The following is a 21,496-nucleotide window of genomic DNA, read 5'->3' as shown; positions in this document are numbered from 1 at the left end:
GAAACTTTTACTAATCCAACTATTTATCTTACACATTTATTTTAAACCTACAGTATCCTATTTTCTTAATATTCTACAGTGTAACACTGCATTTATATTATAACGCTAATATGTTCAGAAAAGAAATACTTTGTAAGTCAATGTCTGTTATAACGGAAATTGTTAGAGATGTCTATCATAACAGAAATTGAGATAATGTCCATAACTTCCCTGAAGATAAATTATGTAATCACAAACTATTTCATATCCAATCTAGTGTAGGTTGTTTAGAGCATATCATCAACAAAAAAAGAACGAGCCAAAACTGCGTTCTCCTTATAATGATAAAATATGTTTTATGCCACAAAAGATATGTAAACTAATCTTTTAAATAATAAAAAAGTTCCGACGTTTGTAAATGTTTTGAGTAAATTGAAATTACTTTTTGACCTTTTGGAAATACTGTCTTTCTCTTCAAATCTAATAAAGATTGAGGAACAATTTTCCTTGATGTCTCTTTCAATGTTAATGCTAGTATCTGTTTTCTTGTACGTAGAGCATAATCAAACTCCAAATACAAATAACGTCCTGAACCAGTTAGATGAACATGGTTTCCCAATAACTCCTCAATGGATCCTAAAACTTGCAACTTTTGCATCGTGGTTCCATCTTTTTTTATTTTCAACTCATCAATTATGACATGTCTATTTAAACAATCATCAAAGAAACTGCCTGCACCTTTTAGGTAATCAACACCACATAGGTGCATGAAATTAGTAGGTGAAAAATGAAGTTCAACACTTTCTATTTCCGTTTCATAATACATGATTTTGCCAACAAAGTGTTCTTTAAAAAAAGAAGCCGCAATTTGTAACTGAGTAAAAAAACGCTGAAGTTTTATTTTTTCGGTGTAATTTGGATTACGATAATCTCTAGAATTTTCCATATTTTCCTCACAAAAAAGGTGGTTTACAGAGTCTGTAAGCCACCTAGTCAGTCGGTTTATTCTGGTGTCTGCCACCGCTTGGCCCTTACGTCCAAGATTGCTATCGGATTTCGTTCTGGTGTCCGCCACCGCTTGGCCCTTATGTCCAAGATTACTATCAGATTGACCATGAGCCGACCACTCATCTACACTATTTATTCTACCTGAAAATGGTTAAAATTTCAAGTGTAAACTCTTCTATTTCGTAGTATAAGCAAAACTGATGGCACTATCTGCTTGAGAGATTTTTCTAAAGGTATAGTTAGGATTACCCCCATAGTTGGTTTCAGACACAAGGAAAGAACCATCATCATAGACTTTCTCTACAAAAGACACATGACCATAGTCTGCTGGTGTGCCATGTGTACCTCCCACAAAAGAAACAATAGCACCTGATCTTGGTATAGAGCCCGTTTCCCCTTCAAGACTTGAAGCTGTCGCAACCCAGTCCTGACCATTTCCCATGGTATTAATGATCGAAATCTTTTCTCCATTTCTTCCTTTTAATTTTAAGCCTAATTGATTCATACGAGCCGCCACACCCCATGTACATTGTCCATAGGCATAGGCCATACCATCTCCACCACCAGGAACAGAATGCTCATACAAGTCCCCACGAACCCCTTCAAGGGATTGCGGGTCACTTTTTGCCTGTCCTCCGTTTGTTTGGCTAAATCCTTTTTCAATTTGGTAATACCATTCCGTTGCTCTGGTTTGTCTTTCCAGTAGTTTGTCACCAGAATTTCCCTCCCAATAGGTAAGGAAGAGTTGGGCGAGATTGGCTGCACTACCCGTATTTCCAAAGAAATCCTTTAACCAACTTTGATAGTAAGGACTATCCCCATGAAGCATAAAATCAAGTTGGAGGTCTAAATCATACCATTTCTTATTTTGGGTGCGTGCATAATTCAATAAAGCTGTATGACGTGTTGAACCATCTGCAGTATCTGTCCATTGACCTAACCCCAAACCTCTATGAAGAATATTAGGATAAGCACCACTATAAATGGCTGGACCTCCAATCGCTAACCAGCTTTCATCATCCCATGAGGAATCGGTAGCGCCAACTGGAGGAGATAAATAATCTCCCTCAGCTCGTTTAGGATTGATAGAAGACTCTACCGACCAATTTCCTAAAATTGCCGCAATGGCTTGAGGACTTGCCCCTTGAGATTTCAAAAAATCATAAATATGTTTCGCTCGTTCAAACTCATCCCCACCAAACTGACCAATGGCAGGTAAGATAGTGGTCTGAAGTTGAATGACTTTTGGAAAATAGAATTGCGGATTGACATACACCAATTTTTCTTTCTTGTTCTTATACTTTTGATAGGAAACTTTCAAACCTGTATCGTCTGGTGTTTCACCAATAATATCACCCGTTAGGACTCTTGTCCCCTCAATCGCACGGCCATTATGAATAGAATACAAGATCAATCGACTCTCATTCTCTCCTTTTCCGTTAGTGAGAATAACATTGTCGCCATCTAGAGATACAACTCCATCCATTGGTGCGACAATTGTTTGGTGAGCCTTAGCTTCTAATAGAATATACTCCTGAAGAGTAGGTTTACCGTCTAAATCATAGTAACCGTAACGATAAGTCATTGTTAGACTATCTTCGTTGCTTTTCCCCTCAAATGGATTGTCCAATTCCTGCATGGAAGCATACACACCCTCTTCTTTTAGTTCCTTCATCTCCTCTTGATCATCTTTCGAGAGTTTATACTTAGGAGTTTCATAGAGGTCTTGCATGGATTTCAAATCTTCCCCATCGTTTAAATCATGCCACAAAGTAGACAAATAATCCTTATAAGTTTCTGAACTAAATAAGTGAACTGGTTTGTGTAACTCATAGTCATGGAACTTAAAGTTCATATACCCCATCACATCATCAACTTTTGTGTAATAGGTAATTCCTTTGTCATTTGTGCGAGTATGTTCTGCATCTTCCCAAGTTAGGTGGGTATAAGCTTTTGTTAATTCAAATTCATCTTGTTGAATCAAACTAGCAGATGAAAATCCTAAAAAGAAGCTCATCATAAGTAAAAGAAGAAAGACTATTCCTCCAACTATCCAGGTTACAGGATTCCCAGTCGCAAATGTAAAGAAGGAAAAGGCTGCTTTTAGTTTTTGATAGATATTTCGTACACTTGTAAGACCTTGTTTCTTTAATTTTCGATACCGATTTTTAAAGGAACTTGGATTATCTTTCGCTAGTTTCCATCCTTTTCCATCCTTAAAATGATGGTATCGCTCTTTTGTGTTGGTCAGTCTTTTCTTGGTAAAACGACCTGTTGCTTGTCCTGTTTTGACACTAGCTTTTCCAAGATTATAAGAAAGCCGACTGTAGCGTTTCCCTTTTCTGATAGTCTCTTGAATCGTGCGATAGCCTTCTAAATCTTCATTTTCTGAAGCTAACTCTCCTCCTTCACGTCCAAGGACATAAAGAAAAGTTTTGGCTTTCCTACTGACTTTTTTGGACTTATAGGCTTGTTTGGTAGATTTTAGATTCTCTTTTGCGGCCTTGACTTCTTTCTTAGCTTTTAATTCTTCTAAACTCTTCCCTTGAAAGAAAAAATTGGATTTCGCTTTCGTCTCCTGACCGTAGAGAAATTTTTGATTGGTTTTTCTCTCTTTACGACTCTCTTTTCTTTCTTCTTTTGCATCTACCTTAGCTTCCTTAAATTGCTTCTTGGCTATTTTCAATCGTTTCCTAGCATGAGGTAATCGTCTGTCTCTTAATTCTTTGCGATTCAAAAGAGATGGAGGACTATTTTGAAGAATTTGATTGTAGTCTTCATTTGCTTGTTTTACTCTAGCCTTTGAAGCTTCTCTCATCTCCTCTAGCTTTTGCTTTATCTCTTTTTTCCATGCTTTTTCGTCCAGTACAGCGGAATCTTTTTTCTGTTTCCTCACCTCCTTCTTTCCTTGTTTTAAGAATTTCTTCTCATCTTTTAGACTTCTTCTAAATACCTTTCGGGCACGTATGATTTCTCTTTTATCCTTCATTTACCTTCCCCTTAGTTAGAAGCCATTTTATCAGGATCTGTACTCATGATATCAAACAATTGTGTACCTTGAGGAATCTTATTTTTAAAGGGAACAACAACTGAACCAGCTTTTATCAGTCCAGCACCTTTTTCCGGATTGACTAGGTATTTTTCAAGTTCCTTTGACAAACCTAAGAGTTGAACCAATTCTTCTCGGTCATTTTTTGCTTGCTTGAGGAGAATCATAAATTCACTATTGGCAATAATTCGTCTACCATTTGGATCTAACAATAAGGTTTCAACATTTTGGGTTATCCCAGTCGGACTAGCTCCATATTTTCTGACACGACTCCACAATTTAAAGAAGAAATCACTGGCATATTTATCTAATAAGAGAAGCTGCATTTCATCAAAATAAATCCAGGTCTTCTTCCCTAATTTTTGGTTCCGAACGACACGATTCCATATCTGATCAAACACTACCATGAGAGCGATTTGTTTCAGCTCATCTCCTAACTTTTTAACATTATAGATTAAGAAGTTAGATCCTGTCTGAATATTGGTCTTATGAGAAAAAATATCAAGAGAACCTTCGACATACAGTTCCATATCAAGTGCCAAATTCTGCGCTTCTTCTTCTGGCTGTTGACTCAAGACAAAAACCCATTCTTCCAAAGAAGGCTCTTTAAATGACTGATAGGTGAGTCTGGTAACTCGGTCGATAATCGATTTTTCTCTCCCATCCATTTTCCTATCCAATAACTTGCCGATAAAGGATAAAAGAAATTCTGATTTTACCTTAACAGGATCCTCATCCATATTTTCATCAGACAAGTCAAGGACATTGAGATAGGTTTGGGAATCTGGCGCAATATCAATCATTTCCCCACCAAAAGCCCGTCCAATAACACTGTACTCTGCTTCTGGATCCACAATGATAATTTCAGTATTTTCACCAGATTCCTTGATTTTGGTCGTGATAATCTCATGCTTGGTTGCCATCCCTTTCCCAGCTCCAGATGTCCCTAAAATCAGACCAGACGGTGTATTTAATAGGCTGCGATCAATGGTAATAATATTGCTTGAGATTTGATTGATACCGTAATATTTCCCACTGCGGTCTTGTAAGTCTACTGAAGTCCAAGGTGAGTTCACTGCTACATTAGATGTTAATAAACTCCGTGATACTCCCTCTAAAAAATCACAACCAAATGGCAGCAAACTATTAAAGGCTGCTTCTTGCATATATGGAAGTTTATCAATCATTAGGTCATTTGAGCCGGCCACTTGTTGGATCGTGTCTAGCGCTTGTTTAAGTTCTTCTTCATTCTGACCAAAGACCCCAATCAAGAAGACTGTTTGAAATAGTTTATCTCCTGTCTCTGTCATGGTTTTTAAGAGTTCCTCAGCTTCATCGATATTGCTTTCTAATACATGACCTACTTTTTCCAAATAGATACCTGTACGGGCTAGTTTTTGTTGTTCCCCAATCTTTTGGGATTCCATCAATGTCTTCTTTGTTCGTAGTTTCTTCATGGCATCTGCCTTGGTCGAACTTTGAGCATGAAGGCTCACAATCAATTCCAAATCTCCTTGCATGAGGTCTCGAATAAACTGATCACCTAATTCCATACCGTAGTCTCTCACATAGACAATCTGCAATATTCGGTCATTGATTTGTAGGTAATTCTTGTTTTTAAAATCCAAGAGATTAGGCGCTATGAAGTGACGAGTTGTCTGACCAGATCTCGTTAAATCACGGTAAGAAAAAGGAAGATGGTGTTCTCCTCTAAGCATATCTGCCAACAAGTTCACACGGTTTTCTCCAGCCAAGGATTCAAAGCGAGCATCAATTTCTGAGAAACCACTCTTGAAATATTCTCCTATTTGGGACAAGGAACGATAGGCTTGTTTTGGATTAGTATCCTTTCTACCAAAGCTAATCAGTTTCACAGCTGAAAAATTATTTTCACCACTGTCTAAATTCTGATTCATCATCCGATTCAATTCTTTACGATAGCTATCATATCCATCTTCTTTTTCCTCATACAAAACACTTTGTCTAAACTTTTCTAAATTCAATCTTTTATTAAAGATAGTCAATTGGAAGTTAGTTTGGTCATCTAGGGAGTTAATCAAATCAGAATACTTCTCAATGATTGCCCCCTTGTCTTCTAAACCAACAGTCTGGTAATTGACATCACCAAGTAAATAGCTTTGTGAGAAATAATCTTCTTTTACCTGCATCAGACCATTTTGATACAGGGCTTGATAGGAAAGAGTATTAGCCGTTGATGGTAACACTTCCTCTTTTTTATCTTTAACTTTTTCCTTTTTATTAGTCATTGAAGTTTTTTGTTTCTTTAATGTATTTGATTTTCTTTTCATGTTCAGGTCCTTTCTTTCCTGTAATTGTGCGTAGGGGAACCGTTAATTCAAAATGAAGACGGTATTTCAAATAATGTTCAAAATATAAATCATTGGGTTTATAGACTCCAAAGAGCATGAGGGGAATGGTAAAGGCAAACACAAAACCGTAAACAAACCAATCTCCAAATTGCCAGAAAAAGAGATTCAAGCCCAAAACAATAATTGTGACAATAAAGGCTGGTAAAACAAAGATGATTTGCCTTGTGGTAAAACCTAACCAAGCCCTGTGTTGGTATTTTGAGATGTCTTTAAAGACACGTGTATTCATGACTTTCCTTTCTAAAAAGGCTAAGAAGCAATCACTTCCTAGCCTTTATCTAATTACATACCTAAGATTGAGCGAGCCGTACGTTGAGAACCAACGAGGGCAATAATCAGTAAGATAGCTTGTATTAAACTACCAAACATAATCGCAAGTGATTGCAAGACTCCTGCACCATTTGAAACAGCTATTTTCCCAGCAGATTCAAACAAAGGAACAAGAGAAACAATCAGAAAAATAAGAACCCCTTGTACCGCATAGACCATAATATTTTTTAAATAGCCAATACCAATAGACTTCCACTCATCGCTTAAAAATGTTGGAATCGTAAGAGGGGCAAATGGGATCATAAGGTAGAGTTGAATAAATCGAATAGATACCAAAAGATTGACCATGGCTGCACTTACTATCCGAACAAGCCAAATGAGGAGGGCGAAAAATCCCACAATCATCCGGCCAATAAATCCTGAACCTTTTAATCCAGAGATGGTATCATACTTCGCCCCACCGTGAGCCACAATCGAGGCCACTTGTTCAATGGCGTGACTCGCAATCCCGATGATAGCTTCTACAATAACGGTAGTATTGGTAATGACCACTGCGACCATAATATAACTAATCAACATCGGCGCTAATGCTTCAAAGGTCATCGCTCCACCTGAGTTAGCAATTTTCTTTGCCATCTTCGAAAATTCTAAGATGAGAACAACTGATAAAATCGCAACTCCAAGAGGCTGCATGACACTTTTAGTAATACTAGACATATAAGTCCAAACGGTTGGATTATAGCTAGATAGAGATTTAATCAGATCTACCGTTGATTGTAAATCCACATTAAATCCTTCAAATAAATTTTCAGCTGATATTTTTTCAGATGCAAGGTAAACAAAGGGTGAGACTAAACTAAGATTCATGTCATTGTTTATCCTCCTAAATTGAAATTTGAGTTACAAAGGCTCCAGCAGCCCCTACCATAACACCACCGACAATTTCAAGAATGGCATTCCGAACACCTGGTCCACCATCTTTAATATTGGTTGCAAGATTGACAATCCCAACAACAACGAGAAAGGCACCAACCGCAATCAATCCCTTCTGTAACAAAGACATAGCTTGTGCAAACATAGCACTTGCGTCTACTCCATAAACAAAACCTTTAAAATGCGTAATCATCTATTTCCTCTTTTCTATTTTTATTTTAAACTAGATTCAAAAGTCAAATCACGAATTCTAAGGCCTTCAAGATGATTTTCCTGACTTTGATTCAAAGGATTGATCTGATAGTCCCACCACCTTTCATCGGTTTCTTGATTGGCTAGGTACTTCCAGTTTGGATGCTTAGTGGAATTGTATTTTTTGCTTTTAAAGACAGGCATATTGGCAATTCGAACTAAGCATTCATGCCGTTTCATATTTCCGACTTCATCAGGTGTCATTAAATCACGAGCAATCTTTTGATGAGAAAGGGATCCTGAACCTGTTTGGCCAAAGGAACGACTAGTATTTCGAACATCAATGGTTTGTTTACCGAGTAACCCACTCATAAATTTAAAAGTATCTTCATCATTACCACCTAAGTAGACTAAGCTATCACAGTTCCCAAGAATAGTTTTCCAAGCTTCTTTTTCTTTATAGAGTCCTTGAAGTTGAGCAATATTTTGTAGAATAGGAACGAGACTCATATTCCGAGAACGGACTGTTGAGGTTTGTTCAGCAAAATCGGGAATTTCTCCGATATTTGCGAACTCATCTAAGTAAACTCTCACATGAAGAGGCAATTGACCCTTAAAATCAATATCTGCTTGTCTTGTTAGGGTTTGAAATACGGTTGAAAAAAAGAGGGCTGATAGAAAGCGAAAGGTACTATCGTTATCTGGGATAACTAAGTAAACCATTGATTTTTCCTTGCCCCATGTCTTCATATCAAGGGTATCTCTTTTGGTCAAATCCATGACACTTTGAATATTGAAGAGGGCAAATTTAGCAGTGGTTACAGCTATGACAGAATCCAGAGTCTTATCCTTATAATTTTGGAAATCTGCCCAATTTCGCATGGTAAAATTTTCAGTCCCATACTTTTTAGCATAATTTTCAAATAGAATTTCTAAGACACTTTTTTCTTGGTTTTCACCCTTGGATAAGTGTTTAATGAGTTTTGAGATTTCAGCAAAACTTGGATAACGCCCTCGTTTTTTTCGCTCTTCCACTTCTTTTTTTTGACGTTTCAACAAGTTTTGGTGTTCTTTTTGACTTAAACGACTCTCTTCAATGAGCTGTTCTCTTGTTTTAGGTGGATTATAGAAATCGACCAAGTAAGAGGCTAAAGCTCGTACCAAAGTCATAGAAGCTTCATCCCAAAATGGATCACTACGAGATCCAGAGCCTTTGGTGTTATTAAAATAAACCGTCAGCATGCGATTCAAATCATTTTCTGTCTCTATATAGCGAAAAGGATTGAAGCCATCTGAGTTCTTCATATTAACTAAATCTAACACCTTTACTTGGTAGCCATGTTCTAAAAAGAGTTTGCCTGTTTTCTCGGCCAAGTGATCTTTAGGATCCACCACAATATTAGAACTATTCATCTGAATTAGATTGGGTTTCACAAAGCGAAATGTCTTCCCACTTCCTGAACCTCCTATCACCGCAATATTCTTGTTTCTATCATATTGGGGTGGTTTTTTATCTAATAATGTCAGACGAACATCTTGGGCTAAGATTGTATCATGAGAAAATTCCTTGCCGTAAAAGAGCTTCTTTTCTTTTAGAGTTCCAAAATGGGCGCTCCCGTATTCTATCCCTTCTCGGTATTGTTTTTTGCCAGTCTCTAAATAAAGATAAACCAGCAACATCATCACAAAGCCTAGTAGAAAAAAAGCACTGGATTTTCCAGTAAAGGAAACATTCCATGGCGACTGAAGAACTTCATCTTGACCTTCCATTAGAAGATGAGTCCATTTATCTAAGCTATTTCCAGTATAGGAATCATACAAAAGCGTCAAACGATGAAAAAGATAACCTAGTAAGATACCTAACAGTGAGAATAGTAGGAATTTCTTTCCACTGTACATCATCTCACCATCTCTTTCTGTTTGACGGCTCCTTCTTGTCTAAAGGTAATTTGGGATTTAGCCTCATCAATTGCATCGTCTAATGACTTATCCATGGTAAAATCAGCTAATTTCTCTGGATCATTAACCATTTTTTCTAACAGTTGGTCTAAATGATTGTCCAGAATCGAACGGTCTTTCGTATAGAAATGCAGAGAATCCCCTTGCCAAGCGATGGCTAAAGGAATCTCTTCTTTTTCTAAAAAAGCTTTAAATTTCTCTATATCAATTGGTTTGTCTAAAAAATCTTTTTTCAGATTAATCGTATCAATCGAATAAGGAGATTGTAGCAATTCTTCTAATTTCTGTACCCCTATTTTATAGGCGGAATCCTGTGCTAAAGCCTGACGTCTAGACCATTCTAGAATCTTTAAGAGACTTTTTACAGTAAATAAAAGACTACGCTCTGCATATTGAACCGCCATTCGTTCCTGTTGTTCAGAGGACATCTGATGCCTCCTCCTTAACAAATAGCAGCTTTCCTTCTTTATAACGATAAGCTATCAATTTCTGACGTTGCTTAATCGACTTGACAACCTGCAGTAGATCTCTCGAATAAGGTTCTCGAAGAGTAACTTCTACTGCTTTCCCATCAACGATACCAACACGTTTAAATTCAATGTAGTCTTTTTTGAGATGTCCTAAGCCCATACCAAAAGGAAAGTGATGAATCAATTGGATGGTACAACCACCTTTATTTCCCATTTGTTTCAAATCATACAAGTTTACTACCTTCATGATTAACTCCTTTATCTAGTTTGTCGCATCGTTTAAGTCTGGTAACGATAAACTCCGTGTCTGTTAGAAAATTCTCACACACGTCTTGTGCCAGTTGCCCTTCACAGGGAAATACTCTCAGTCCCTACTTACACAGGCACGCTAATCAAGACGGAGTGGATTCAATTTTCAAAGAACAGGTAGCTTTATTATAGATAAGAGTAGTTGAAATTTTTATCACATTTTTGGGGTTGTTGGAATAAAAAAAGCAACTCACTGCTTTACGAATGAGTTGCTTTTGTACTAAAATATTTGTTGCATAATTTCCCTAATGACCTGAACAGAGTTATCAAATGAGATATCTTTAGCATACTTAAATTGGCGTTGATAACGAATCCATAGCTCTTTCTGATAATCAGAAATTTCAATTCCTCTCACTTGTTCTTCCCAATTATAAATAGTATCTTTACTTTTACGTTTTTCTGCCGTATTCTCAAGTGCATTTTTTAATACTTCTAGATTAATCTCTTCTTTTCTAAGTTTATACAAGGTGAAAAGATCATATCGATCACGTGGGCGTGTCGAAGCTAATCCCCTACTGATAATCGTTTCTAACTTTTCAGCAAGTACAGTCTCTAGATTATATGTCCATATCTTGATACTTTCATTAGTAAAGATAGAAGTCATTGAATAAGTAATTTCTCTTGGTGTAATCTTATCACCAGTAGTAATATCAATAAAAACAACCTCCTTTAATGTATCAAAAGTTGCATTTAATTTTAATGAAAATCCTCCATATTCATCATCTTGGCGAATAGGTTCTAGCTTATCTACTGAAAATGAAAATCCATCAGTTTTAGAACAAAGAATCTCTTCAAAGATATGAATCAAATTTTCTCTGCTCATTTCGGTTCCCTTCAGAGTGACATCTAAATCCATTGTGGTTCGCTTATCTAGTCCAATCATTTGACCTATTAGATACCCTCCTTTTACAATGAAGGAATCTCTATAAGAACTAGTAGAAATCAGCTTTAATACTTGCTCAATTAAATAATGTTGTTGTACTTGTTGAGCTGGAATTCCCTTATCTTTTGAAATGTTTTTGATTTTTGCTTTAAAGCTATTCGCATTTGAAAACATTAAGATAGTACCTCCGTATAAGATTGTAACTTATCAGTTACTTTAAATAGCTGGGCATAATAAAATAATTTGTGTAAATGAATTTTATTTTGTTGAAAATATTTTTTAAACGCTGGTGCAATAATTTGAAGATCCACCTGATGAACTGGTCTTAGACATTCAACCAAAACTCGTTCAACTTCATAAACTTTAATAAATTGACCAGGAAGGCGCTCAATTTCAATAATTCCTTCACTATAGTGAGAGCGTAAAATAATAGGACATATATCTGCTTCCTTAATGTTTTTGGTATTCGTACCATAAGGAAAACTCATCGTCATATTAAAAGGGATAGTCAAAGATAAACCATGTAACCAAAGTGCTGTCTCCAAAGAAAAGATTCCCTTTGGAAATCGATACTGAAGGACAAACCACTCATCTAAATAAATATCAGGTAAGCGATATAACCCTTTTTCTTCAGCATCGATTTTTCCTTCTGCAACCATTTTTAATAAGGTTTTGTAGTGTAAATTTTCATCTATTACTTGTTTAAAAGTTAAAAAACCATACTGATTGAAAGAGTTCATCAGTTTCTCTCTTTTATCAACCATATCATTCTCCTTTCTTAGAAATAAAATGCTAACACTTACTATATATGTTAGCATTTTATTTCTTTAAAATCAATTCATTTAGTTTTTTTAAAATAAAAATAGCATAAAAATCTAGTTATCCGCATAAAAACTGGACTTATCACACTTTATCAAGGTCAAAACCACTCAATTTACTACTAATTTACTACTTATGAATGAGCTTTGATACGACGATTTATCCTTGAAAAGTGAAGATATAAAGATACTTCCAATAAAATTTGAATATTTAATAGGTAGACACTTCAAAAAATGAGGTGTCTATTTTTTTACCCGATTTTGAAAGGAAGTGAACTTATGAAAACAAAAAATCAAGAATCAAAAGGTCGTTCCCCACTCTTTAAGACCATCAAACATTCATTCAGCCAATAAAAAAGAAAGGATAGGTAAAAATATGGAACTTAAATTTGTGATTCCCAACATGGAAAAAACATTCGGCAATTTAGAATTTGCTGGCGAGGATAAAGTCGTTCAGCGAAGAATCAACGGACGGCTAACTGTCTTATCAAGAAGCTATAATCTCTATTCTGATGTTCAAAGAGCAGATGATATTGTGGTGGTGCTTCCTGCTGAAGCTGGCGAAAAACATTTCGGCTTTGAGGAACGTGTGAAGTTAGTCAATCCACGTATTACCGCAGAGGGCTACAAAATCGGCACTCGTGGTTTTACAAATTACCTTTTACATGCTGACGACATGATAAAAGAATAAAGAAAGAGAGGAAAAATGATGAGATTAGCAAATGGCATTGTATTAGATAAAGACACGACTTTTGGAGAATTGAAATTCTCTGCTCTACGTCGTGAAGTGAGAATCCAAAATGAAGACGGGTCGGTTTCAGATGAAATCAAGGAACGTACCTATGACTTAAAATCCAAAGGACAAGGACGCATGATTCAAGTAAGTATTCCTGCCAGCGTGCCTTTGAAAGAGTTTGATTATAACGCACGGGTGGAACTTATCAATCCCATTGCGGACACCGTTGCTACTGCCACCTATCAAGGAGCAGATGTTGACTGGTATATCAAGGCAGACGATATTGTGCTGACAAAGGATTCTAGTTCATTCAAAGCTCAACCACAAGCAAAGAAAGAACCGACACAAGACAAATAGTCGCTAGGTAGAAAGGAGACTTTTTCGCATGAAACAGCGTGGTAAAAGGATTCGCCCATCTGGTAAAGATTTAGTCTTTCATTTTACGATAGCGTCACTCCTGCCTGTTTTCCTGCTGGTTGTCGGACTGTTTCATGTGAAGACAATCCAGCAGATCAACTGGCAGGATTTTAACCTATCACAAGCAGATAAGATTGACATTCCCTATTTAATTATCAGTTTCAGTGTCGCAATTCTTATCTGCTTGCTGGTAGCGTTTGTATTCAAACGGGTTCGCTATGATACGGTTAAACAACTTTACCACCGTCAAAAACTGGCAAAGATGATACTTGAAAACAAGTGGTATGAATCTGAACAGGTCAAAACAGAGGGTTTCTTTAAAGATAGTGCTGGTCGTACAAAGGAAAAGATAACCTACTTCCCTAAAATGTATTATCGACTTAAAAATGGCTTGATACAGATACGGGTGGAAATCACGCTGGGAAAATATCAAGACCAACTCTTACACTTGGAAAAGAAATTAGAGAGTGGCTTGTACTGTGAGCTGACGGATAAAGAGTTAAAGGATTCCTATGTGGAATATACTTTGCTCTATGACACCATAGCCAGTCGTATTTCTATTGATGAAGTAGAAGCTAAAGATGGTAAACTTCGCTTAATGAAAAACGTATGGTGGGAATATGATAAGCTCCCTCATATGTTGATTGCTGGTGGTACAGGTGGCGGTAAAACTTACTTTATACTGACACTGATTGAAGCCTTGCTTCATACAGATTCAAAACTGTATATTCTTGACCCGAAAAATGCTGACCTTGCGGACTTAGGTTCTGTGATGGCAAATGTCTACTATAGAAAAGAAGACTTGCTTTCTTGCATTGAAACATTCTATGAAGAAATGATGAAACGTAGTGAGGAAATGAAGCAGATGAAGAACTATAAGACTGGCAAAAATTATGCTTACTTAGGTCTCCCGGCACACTTCTTAATCTTTGATGAATACGTCGCTTTCATGGAAATGCTGGGAACAAAAGAAAACACCGCAGTTATGAATAAGCTGAAACAGATTGTCATGTTAGGTCGTCAAGCTGGCTTCTTTCTAATACTGGCTTGTCAACGTCCAGACGCAAAATATTTAGGCGACGGAATCCGTGATCAGTTTAATTTCAGAGTGGCTTTAGGTCGTATGTCTGAAATGGGCTATGGCATGATGTTTGGCAGTGACGTACAAAAGGATTTCTTCTTAAAGCGAATCAAAGGTCGTGGCTATGTTGATGTAGGAACAAGTGTCATATCAGAGTTTTATACTCCCCTTGTACCAAAAGGATATGATTTCTTGGAGGAAATTAAAAAGTTATCCAACAGCAGACAGTCCACGCAGGCGACGTGCGAAGCGGAAGTCGCAGGTGTGGACTGATCTTGCTGGCTGGTGTGGCAATAGCCACGCCAGCACTTAACCCCCCCGTATCTAACAGGGGGGTACAAATCGACAGGAAACAGTCAAAAAAACATTAGAAAATCCTTTGGTTACAAGGGATTTACAAAATTTCAGCGTATGTCAAATGGGCTTTAAAAGTTGACATACGCCTTTTTGATTGGAGGGATTTTTACTGAATGAACAAACTTGGTTACAGCATTTAAAAGAAAAACGCTTGGCTTATGGACTATCTCAAAACCGTTTAGCTGTTGCGACTGGTATTACAAGGCAGTATCTAAGCGATATTGAAACAGGAAAAGTCAAGCCATCAGAGGATTTACAGCAGTCCCTTTGGGAAGCTCTGGAACGCTTCAATCCCGACGCTCCCCTTGAAATGCTGTTTGATTATGTAAGGATTCGCTTTCCGACAACAGACGTACAGCAGGTGGTCGAAAACATCTTACAACTGAAACTGTCCTATTTTCTTCATGAGGACTATGGTTTCTATTCTTATTCAGAGCATTATGCTTTAGGCGACATATTCGTCCTTTGCTCCCATGAACTGGACAAAGGAGTTCTGGTGGAATTGAAAGGTCGTGGGTGCAGACAATTTGAAAGCTATCTTCTGGCACAACAAAGAAGCTGGTATGAGTTCTTTATGGACGTTTTGGTGGCTGGCGGTGTGATGAAACGCCTTGACCTTGCCATTAACGATAAGACAGGGATTTTGAATATCCCTGTACTCACTGAAAAGTGCCAACAGGAAGAATGTATCTCCGTCTTCCGCAGTTTTAAAAGCTATCGCAGTGGCGAACTGGTACGCAAAGAGGAAAAGGAATGTATGGGAAACACCCTCTATATCGGTTCATTACAAAGTGAAGTTTATTTCTGTATCTATGAAAAGGACTACGAGCAGTACAAGAAAAATGATATTCCCATTGAAGACGCAGAAGTAAAAAACCGTTTTGAGATTCGATTGAAAAATGAGCGTGCCTATTATGCAGTCCGTGATTTACTCGTCTATGACAATCCAGAGCATACCGCCTTTAAAATTATCAATCGGTATATCCGTTTTGTAGATAAAGACGATTCCAAACCTCGTTCTGATTGGAAACTGAATGAAGAATGGGCTTGGTTTATTGGGAACAATCGTGAACGATTAAAACTAACCACAAAACCAGAGCCTTACTCCTTCCAAAGGACGCTGAACTGGCTATCTCATCAAGTTGCCCCGACCTTAAAGGTTGCGATTAAACTTGATGAAATCAACCAGACGCAGGTTGTAAAAGACATTCTCGACCATGCGAAACTGACAGACCGACACAAGCAGATTTTGAAGCAACAGTCAGTAAAAGAACAGGACGTGATAACAACAAAAAAATAACTCAAATACAAATTCATTGAATATAGAGAGGAGAACATTTTTATGAATTTTGGACAAAACCTTTATAACTGGTTTCTATCAAACGCTCAATCACTGGTGCTTTTAGCAATCGTTGTGATTGGCTTGTATCTTGGCTTCAAGCGTGAGTTTAGCAAACTGATTGGCTTTTTAATTATTGCGATTATTGCGGTTGGCTTAGTCTTCAACGCTGCTGGAGTAAAAGACATTTTACTAGAGCTATTCAATCGCATTATTGGTGCTTAAATAAAACCGTTCTTTTGTGGAATATAAGTGGTTTTCTTATGTTCCGCAAAGGAATGGTACACCAAACGAAGTGCGGTAGGGATTTTTGAATCTCTACAAAGAAAGGACGTGAATATATGGACGATATGCAAGTCTATATTGCGAATTTAGGCAAATACAATGAGGGCGAATTGGTCGGTGCGTGGTTTACCTTTCCCATTGACTTTGAGGAAGTCAAAGAGAAAATCGGCTTGAATGATGAATATGAGGAATACGCCATTCATGACTACGAGTTACCCTTTACGGTTGACGAATACACTTCCATTGGCGAACTCAATCGACTATGGGAAATGGTATCGGAATTACCCGAAGAATTACAATCGGAGCTATCTGCTCTGCTCACTCATTTTTCAAGCATTGAAGAACTAAGCGAACATCAAGAGGATATTATCATTCATTCCGATTGTGATGATATGTATGACGTGGCACGCTACTACATTGAAGAAACGGGTGCTTTAGGCGAAGTACCAGCTAGTCTTCAAAACTATATTGATTATCAAGCCTATGGTCGGGATTTAGACCTTTCAGGAACGTTTATCTCAACCAATCATGGGATTTTTGAAATCGTCTATTAAATCTGTCGGTACATTACTACTGGCAGATTTTCTATTTTACGGGGTGGCTCAATCAGCTACCCCTATTTTTTATGAAAGGATTGATTACATGAAGAAAATACGAAGCTATACCAGTATCTGGTCTGTGGAAAAGGTACTGTATTCTATCAATGATTTTAGACTTCCGTTTCCCATAACCTTTACGCAAATGACATGGTTTGTCGTGTCACTCTTTGCAGTGATGATACTTGGCAACTTGCCCCCTCTTTCCATGATAGAGGGAGCATTTCTCAAATACTTTGGGATTCCTGTGGCTTTCACATGGTTTATGTCTACAAAAACTTTTGATGGTAAAAAGCCTTATGGATTTTTGAAGTCTGTCATTGCTTATGCACTGCGACCAAAGCTGACCTATGCAGGAAAAAAAGTAACGCTTGGCAGAAACCAGCCACAAGAAGCCATTACAGCAGTTAGGAGTGAATTTTATGGCATATCCAATTAAATACATTGAAAACAATCTCGTCTGGAATAAAGACGGGGAATGTTATGCTTACTATGAGCTTGTTCCTTACAATTACTCATTTCTAAGTCCAGAACAGAAAATACAAGTGCATGATTCTTTCAGACAGCTTATCGCACAAAATCGTGATGGCAAAATTCATGCTTTACAAATCAGTACAGAATCCAGCATACGTTCTGCACAAGAGCGTTCCAAAAATGAAGTCACTGGCAAGCTCAAAGCGGTTGCCTATGACAAAATCGACCAACAGACAGACGCTTTAATATCCATGATTGGCGAAAATCAAGTGAACTACCGTTTCTTTATCGGCTTTAAGTTGCTTCTCAACGATCAGGAGTTTTCTATGAAAAGTCTTACCGTTGAAGCAAAAAATGCTTTGTCTGATTTTGTCTATGATGTGAACCATAAGCTGATGGGCGATTTTGTTAGTATGAGTAATGATGAAATCCTGCGTTTTCAGAAGATGGAAAAGCTCTTAGAAAATAAAATCTCTCGTCGTTTCAAAATCCGCAGGTTAGATAAGGACGACTTCGGCTATCTGATTGAACACCTTTACGGACAGACAGGCACTGCCTATGAAGAGTATGAGTACCATCTATCAAAGAAAAAGCTGGATAATGAAACGCTGATTAAATACTATGACTTGATTAAGCCTACTCGCTGTTTGGTGGAAGAAAAACAGCGATATTTGAAAATCCAGCAGGAAGATGAAACCGTCTATGTAGCTTACTTTACCATTAACAGCATTGTCGGAGAACTGGACTTCCCGTCCTCTGAAATCTTCTACTACCAGCAACAGCAATTTACATTCCCGATTGATACGTCAATGAATGTGGAAATTGTAGCGAATCGTAAAGCCCTATCTACTGTCCGCAATAAAAAGAAAGAACTGAAAGACTTGGATAACCACGCTTGGCAAAGTGATAATGAAACCAGCTCCAATGTGGCGGAAGCTCTGGAAAGTGTGAATGAGCTGGAAACCAATTTAGACCAAAGCAAGGAATCTATGTACAAGCTGTCTTATGTGGTAAGGGTATCAGCAAATGATCTTGACGAACTCAAACGTCGTTGTAATGAAGTGAAAGATTTTTATGACGATTTAAGCGTAAAACTGGTACGACCATTTGGGGATATGCTCGGCTTACATGAAGAATTTTTACCTGCCAGCAAGCGTTATATGAATGATTATATTCAATACGTGACCTCTGATTTCCTCGCTGGTTTAGGTTTTGGTGCTACTCAAATGCTGGGGGAAAATGAGGGGATTTATGTTGGCTACAGCTTAGATACTGGACGCAATGTCTATCTGAAACCTGCTCTTGCCAGTCAAGGGGTTAAGGGTTCAGTAACCAATGCGTTAGCGTCGGCTTTTGTTGGTTCGCTGGGTGGTGGTAAATCCTTTGCGAATAACCTTATCGTCTATTATGCGGTGCTTTATGGGGCACAAGCAGTGATTGTAGACCCAAAAGCAGAACGTGGCAGATGGAAAGAAACCTTGCCAGAGATTTCCCATGAAATCAATATCGTCACTCTGACTTCTGATGAGAAAAACAAAGGCTTACTTGACCCTTATGTGATTATGAAAAATCCCAAAGATTCTGAATCACTGGCTATTGATATTCTGACATTCCTTACGGGGATTTCCTCTCGTGATGGGGAACGCTTCCCAATCCTTAGAAAAGCCATTCGTGCAGTAACCAATAGTGAAGTACGAGGGTTGATGAAAGTGATTGAGGAATTACGGGTTGAGAATACGCCACTAAGTACCAGTATAGCCGACCATATCGAAAGTTTTACAGACTATGACTTTGCACATTTATTATTCAGTAATGGTTATGTGGAGCAGTCTATCAGCTTAGAAAAACAACTGAACATTATACAGGTTGCGGACTTGGTACTTCCCGACAAGGAAACTTCCTTTGAGGAATATACCACTATGGAGCTTTTATCCGTTGCTATGCTGATTGTCATTAGTACCTTTGCTTTAGACTTTATCCATACAGACCGAAGCATTTTCAAGATTGTAGATTTAGACGAAGCATGGAGCTTTTTACAGGTAGCACAAGGAAAAACACTATCTATGAAGCTGGTTCGTGCTGGTCGTGCTATGAACGCTGGGGTATATTTCGTGACCCAAAATACAGATGACCTCTTAGATGAAAAACTGAAAAATAACCTCGGCTTAAAATTTGCCTTTCGTTCCACTGACCTTAACGAGATTAAAAAAACCCTTGCCTTTTTTGGTGTAGACCCAGAGGACGAAAACAATCAGAAGCGATTGCGTGATTTGGAAAACGGGCAATGCCTTATCAGTGATTTATATGGTCGTGTCGGTGTGATACAGTTCCACCCTGTATTTGAAGAACTGCTCCATGCCTTTGATACCAGACCACCTGTGCGAAAAGAGGTGTAAATGTGAAACCATCAATATTAAACAGAATAAAATCAAACTGGACGCTGAAACGTCTAGGTAAAGTGGCAATGACAGTGGCTTTCACACTTGTGATTGCCATTTTTCTTTTAGCCATGCTGGGAACGGTGGTTCAAGCTGCGGGCTTGGTAGATGATACGGTCAATGTGGCAAATGAATACAGCCGATACCCACTTGAAAACTATCAACTGGATTTTTATGTGGATAATAGCTGGGGCTGGCTACCGTGGAACTGGTCGGACGGAATTGGAAAACAAGTCATGTATGGACTATATGCCATTACCAATTTTATTTGGACAATCAGTCTTTATGTTTCCAATGCGACGGGTTACTTAGTACAGGAAGCCTATTCCTTAGACTTCATTTCCGCTACAGCAGATTCCATTGGCAAGAATATGCAGACCCTTGCAGGGGTTACGCCTAGTGGACTATCAACAGAGGGTTTCTATGTTGGATTCCTTTTACTCTTGATTTTGGTTCTTGGGGTTTATGTTGCCTATACAGGACTGATAAAGAGAGAAACCACAAAGGGAATTCATGCCCTCATGAATTTTGTGCTGGTTTTTATCCTATCGGCTTCCTTTATTGCCTATGCTCCCGATTATATTAAGAAAATCAATGACTTTTCATCAGACATCAGCAACGCTAGTTTGTCACTGGGTACAAAAATTGTCATGCCCCATTCAGATAGTCAAGGCAAGGACAGTGTGGACTTGATACGTGACAGCCTATTTTCCATACAGGTTCAGCAACCGTGGCTACTGCTTCAATATAACAGTTCAGACATTGAAAGTATTGGTATTGACCGTGTGGAAAGCCTGCTCTCAACCAGTCCAGATTCCAACAATGGGGAAGACAGAGAAAAAATTGTTGCGGAAGAAATTGAAGATAGAAGCAATACCAATATGACGATTACAAAGACGATTAACCGTTTAGGTACAGTCTTCTTCCTATTTGTCTTCAATATTGGGATTTCCATATTTGTATTCCTATTAACAGGAATCATGATTTTCTCGCAGGTACTTTTTATCATCTATGCTATGTTTCTGCCTGTGAGCTTTATTTTAAGCATGATTCCATCATTTGATGGTATGTCAAAACGAGCCATAACAAAGCTCTTTAATACCATTTTGACACGAGCTGGAATCACATTGATTATTACGACAGCATTTAGTATTTCAACCATGCTCTATACCTTATCGGCTGGTTATCCGTTCTTTTTGATTGCTTTTCTACAGATTGTGACCTTTGCAGGAATCTACTTCAAGCTGGGCGATTTAATGAGTATGTTTTCTCTACAGAGTAACGATTCTCAAAGTGTGGGAAGTCGTGTGATGAGAAAACCTCGTATGCTTATGCACGCTCACATGCACCGTCTACAGCGGAAACTTGGACGTTCCATGACTACTCTAGGGGCTGGGTCTGCCATTGTTACAGGTAAAAAAGGGTTCTGTTGCAAAGTTTTAAATAAAGAATAAAATCCCTTACGGCATCTATGATTTAAGCTGGGATTCCCAATAATACCTTGATTTCAGTA

At 37.9% G+C, this 21,496-nt stretch carries 20 protein-coding genes and 2 pseudogenes; 11 read left to right on the top strand and 11 right to left on the bottom strand.

Annotated features, from left to right (window positions below):
* Nucleotides 1-358: 358 nt before the first annotated feature.
* Nucleotides 359-925: a PBECR4 domain-containing protein gene (locus EII37_RS03600; RefSeq protein WP_124787607.1), complete on the bottom strand. Its 567-nt coding sequence runs from the start codon at nt 923-925 to the stop codon at nt 359-361.
* Nucleotides 926-943: 18 nt separating this feature from the next.
* On the opposite strand from EII37_RS03600, the gene EII37_RS11090 reads away from it, so the two are divergent.
* A complete protein-coding gene (locus EII37_RS11090; protein WP_075202690.1) occupies nt 944-1,132 on the top strand; it encodes a hypothetical protein in 189 nt (62 codons plus the stop codon).
* Nucleotides 1,133-1,162: 30 nt separating this feature from the next.
* On the opposite strand, the gene EII37_RS03590 is transcribed toward EII37_RS11090, so the two are convergent.
* The 10 genes from EII37_RS03590 to EII37_RS03545 all read right to left on the bottom strand — a co-directional run bounded on the left by EII37_RS03590 (nt 1,163) and on the right by EII37_RS03545 (nt 12,206).
* Complete coding sequence (locus EII37_RS03590; RefSeq protein WP_124787606.1) at nt 1,163-3,976, bottom strand: phage tail tip lysozyme; 2,814 nt, start codon at nt 3,974-3,976, stop codon at nt 1,163-1,165.
* A gap of 11 nt (nt 3,977-3,987) precedes the next feature.
* A complete protein-coding gene (locus EII37_RS03585) occupies nt 3,988-6,345 on the bottom strand; it encodes a VirB4-like conjugal transfer ATPase, CD1110 family (RefSeq protein ID WP_185695946.1) in 2,358 nt (785 codons plus the stop codon).
* Entirely contained in the window at nt 6,296-6,655 is a 360-nt protein-coding gene (locus EII37_RS03580; protein WP_001097589.1) for a PrgI family protein, read from the bottom strand. Before EII37_RS03580 ends, EII37_RS03585 begins: the two co-directional genes overlap by 50 nt.
* Before the next feature lie 53 nt (nt 6,656-6,708).
* A complete protein-coding gene (locus tag EII37_RS03575; protein ID WP_001054256.1) occupies nt 6,709-7,563 on the bottom strand; it encodes a conjugal transfer protein TrbL in 855 nt (284 codons plus the stop codon).
* A gap of 16 nt (nt 7,564-7,579) precedes the next feature.
* A complete protein-coding gene (locus EII37_RS03570) occupies nt 7,580-7,822 on the bottom strand; it encodes a hypothetical protein (protein WP_000627865.1) in 243 nt (80 codons plus the stop codon).
* A 20-nt stretch (nt 7,823-7,842) separates the two neighbouring features.
* Complete coding sequence (locus EII37_RS03565; protein ID WP_001814258.1) at nt 7,843-9,720, bottom strand: VirD4-like conjugal transfer protein, CD1115 family; 1,878 nt, start codon at nt 9,718-9,720, stop codon at nt 7,843-7,845.
* Entirely contained in the window at nt 9,720-10,208 is a 489-nt protein-coding gene (locus EII37_RS03560; RefSeq protein WP_000093679.1) for a hypothetical protein, read from the bottom strand. The genes EII37_RS03565 and EII37_RS03560 overlap by 1 nt, the downstream gene beginning before the upstream one ends.
* Nucleotides 10,198-10,497, bottom strand: a complete 300-nt coding sequence (locus EII37_RS03555; RefSeq protein WP_000869762.1) for a hypothetical protein — start codon at nt 10,495-10,497, stop codon at nt 10,198-10,200. The genes EII37_RS03560 and EII37_RS03555 overlap by 11 nt, the downstream gene beginning before the upstream one ends.
* A 282-nt stretch (nt 10,498-10,779) precedes the next feature.
* On the bottom strand, nt 10,780-11,616 hold the full coding sequence (locus tag EII37_RS03550; protein ID WP_000492399.1) for a nucleotidyl transferase AbiEii/AbiGii toxin family protein: 837 nt from the start codon (nt 11,614-11,616) through the stop codon (nt 10,780-10,782).
* Nucleotides 11,616-12,206, bottom strand: a complete 591-nt coding sequence (locus EII37_RS03545; RefSeq protein ID WP_000227919.1) for a type IV toxin-antitoxin system AbiEi family antitoxin domain-containing protein — start codon at nt 12,204-12,206, stop codon at nt 11,616-11,618. The genes EII37_RS03550 and EII37_RS03545 overlap by 1 nt, the downstream gene beginning before the upstream one ends.
* 430 nt (nt 12,207-12,636) lie before the next feature.
* Between EII37_RS03545 and EII37_RS03535 the strand changes: the two genes are divergently transcribed.
* The 10 genes and pseudogenes from EII37_RS03535 to EII37_RS03490 form a co-directional block, all read left to right on the top strand.
* Nucleotides 12,637-12,951 (top strand): YdcP family protein, encoded by a 315-nt coding sequence (locus EII37_RS03535; RefSeq protein ID WP_000420682.1) that lies wholly within the window; start codon nt 12,637-12,639, stop codon nt 12,949-12,951.
* Nucleotides 12,952-12,966: 15 nt separating this feature from the next.
* Complete coding sequence (locus EII37_RS03530) at nt 12,967-13,353, top strand: YdcP family protein (protein WP_000985015.1); 387 nt, start codon at nt 12,967-12,969, stop codon at nt 13,351-13,353.
* 28 nt (nt 13,354-13,381) lie between these two features.
* Entirely contained in the window at nt 13,382-14,767 is a 1,386-nt protein-coding gene (locus tag EII37_RS03525; RefSeq protein WP_000813488.1) for an FtsK/SpoIIIE domain-containing protein, read from the top strand.
* A 2-nt stretch (nt 14,768-14,769) separates the two neighbouring features.
* Nucleotides 14,770-14,923: pseudogene (locus EII37_RS03520) on the top strand (conjugal transfer protein).
* A gap of 22 nt (nt 14,924-14,945) precedes the next feature.
* Nucleotides 14,946-16,151, top strand: a complete 1,206-nt coding sequence (gene mobT / locus EII37_RS03515; RefSeq protein ID WP_000398284.1) for a MobT family relaxase — start codon at nt 14,946-14,948, stop codon at nt 16,149-16,151.
* A gap of 42 nt (nt 16,152-16,193) precedes the next feature.
* Nucleotides 16,194-16,415, top strand: coding sequence for a hypothetical protein (locus EII37_RS03510; RefSeq protein WP_001009056.1), 222 nt, complete (start codon nt 16,194-16,196; stop codon nt 16,413-16,415).
* Nucleotides 16,416-16,531: 116 nt separating this feature from the next.
* Complete coding sequence (locus EII37_RS03505) at nt 16,532-17,029, top strand: antirestriction protein ArdA (protein WP_000342539.1); 498 nt, start codon at nt 16,532-16,534, stop codon at nt 17,027-17,029.
* Between the two features lie 88 nt (nt 17,030-17,117).
* Nucleotides 17,118-17,510: a conjugal transfer protein gene (locus EII37_RS03500; RefSeq protein WP_000723888.1), complete on the top strand. Its 393-nt coding sequence runs from the start codon at nt 17,118-17,120 to the stop codon at nt 17,508-17,510.
* On the top strand, nt 17,494-19,941 hold the full coding sequence (locus EII37_RS03495) for an ATP-binding protein (RefSeq protein WP_000331160.1): 2,448 nt from the start codon (nt 17,494-17,496) through the stop codon (nt 19,939-19,941). The genes EII37_RS03500 and EII37_RS03495 overlap by 17 nt, the downstream gene beginning before the upstream one ends.
* Nucleotides 19,942-19,943: 2 nt before the next feature.
* Nucleotides 19,944-21,407 (top strand): annotated as a pseudogene (locus tag EII37_RS03490) (CD3337/EF1877 family mobilome membrane protein); the annotation flags it as partial.
* Nucleotides 21,408-21,496 lie beyond the last annotated feature (89 nt).

It is taken from the genome of Streptococcus sp. OH4692_COT-348 (genome assembly GCF_003859975.1).
Lineage (GTDB): Bacteria > Bacillota > Bacilli > Lactobacillales > Streptococcaceae > Streptococcus.
The sequence above is the reverse complement of the archived record's forward strand: the minus strand, read 5'-3'. Positions and strand labels throughout refer to the sequence as shown.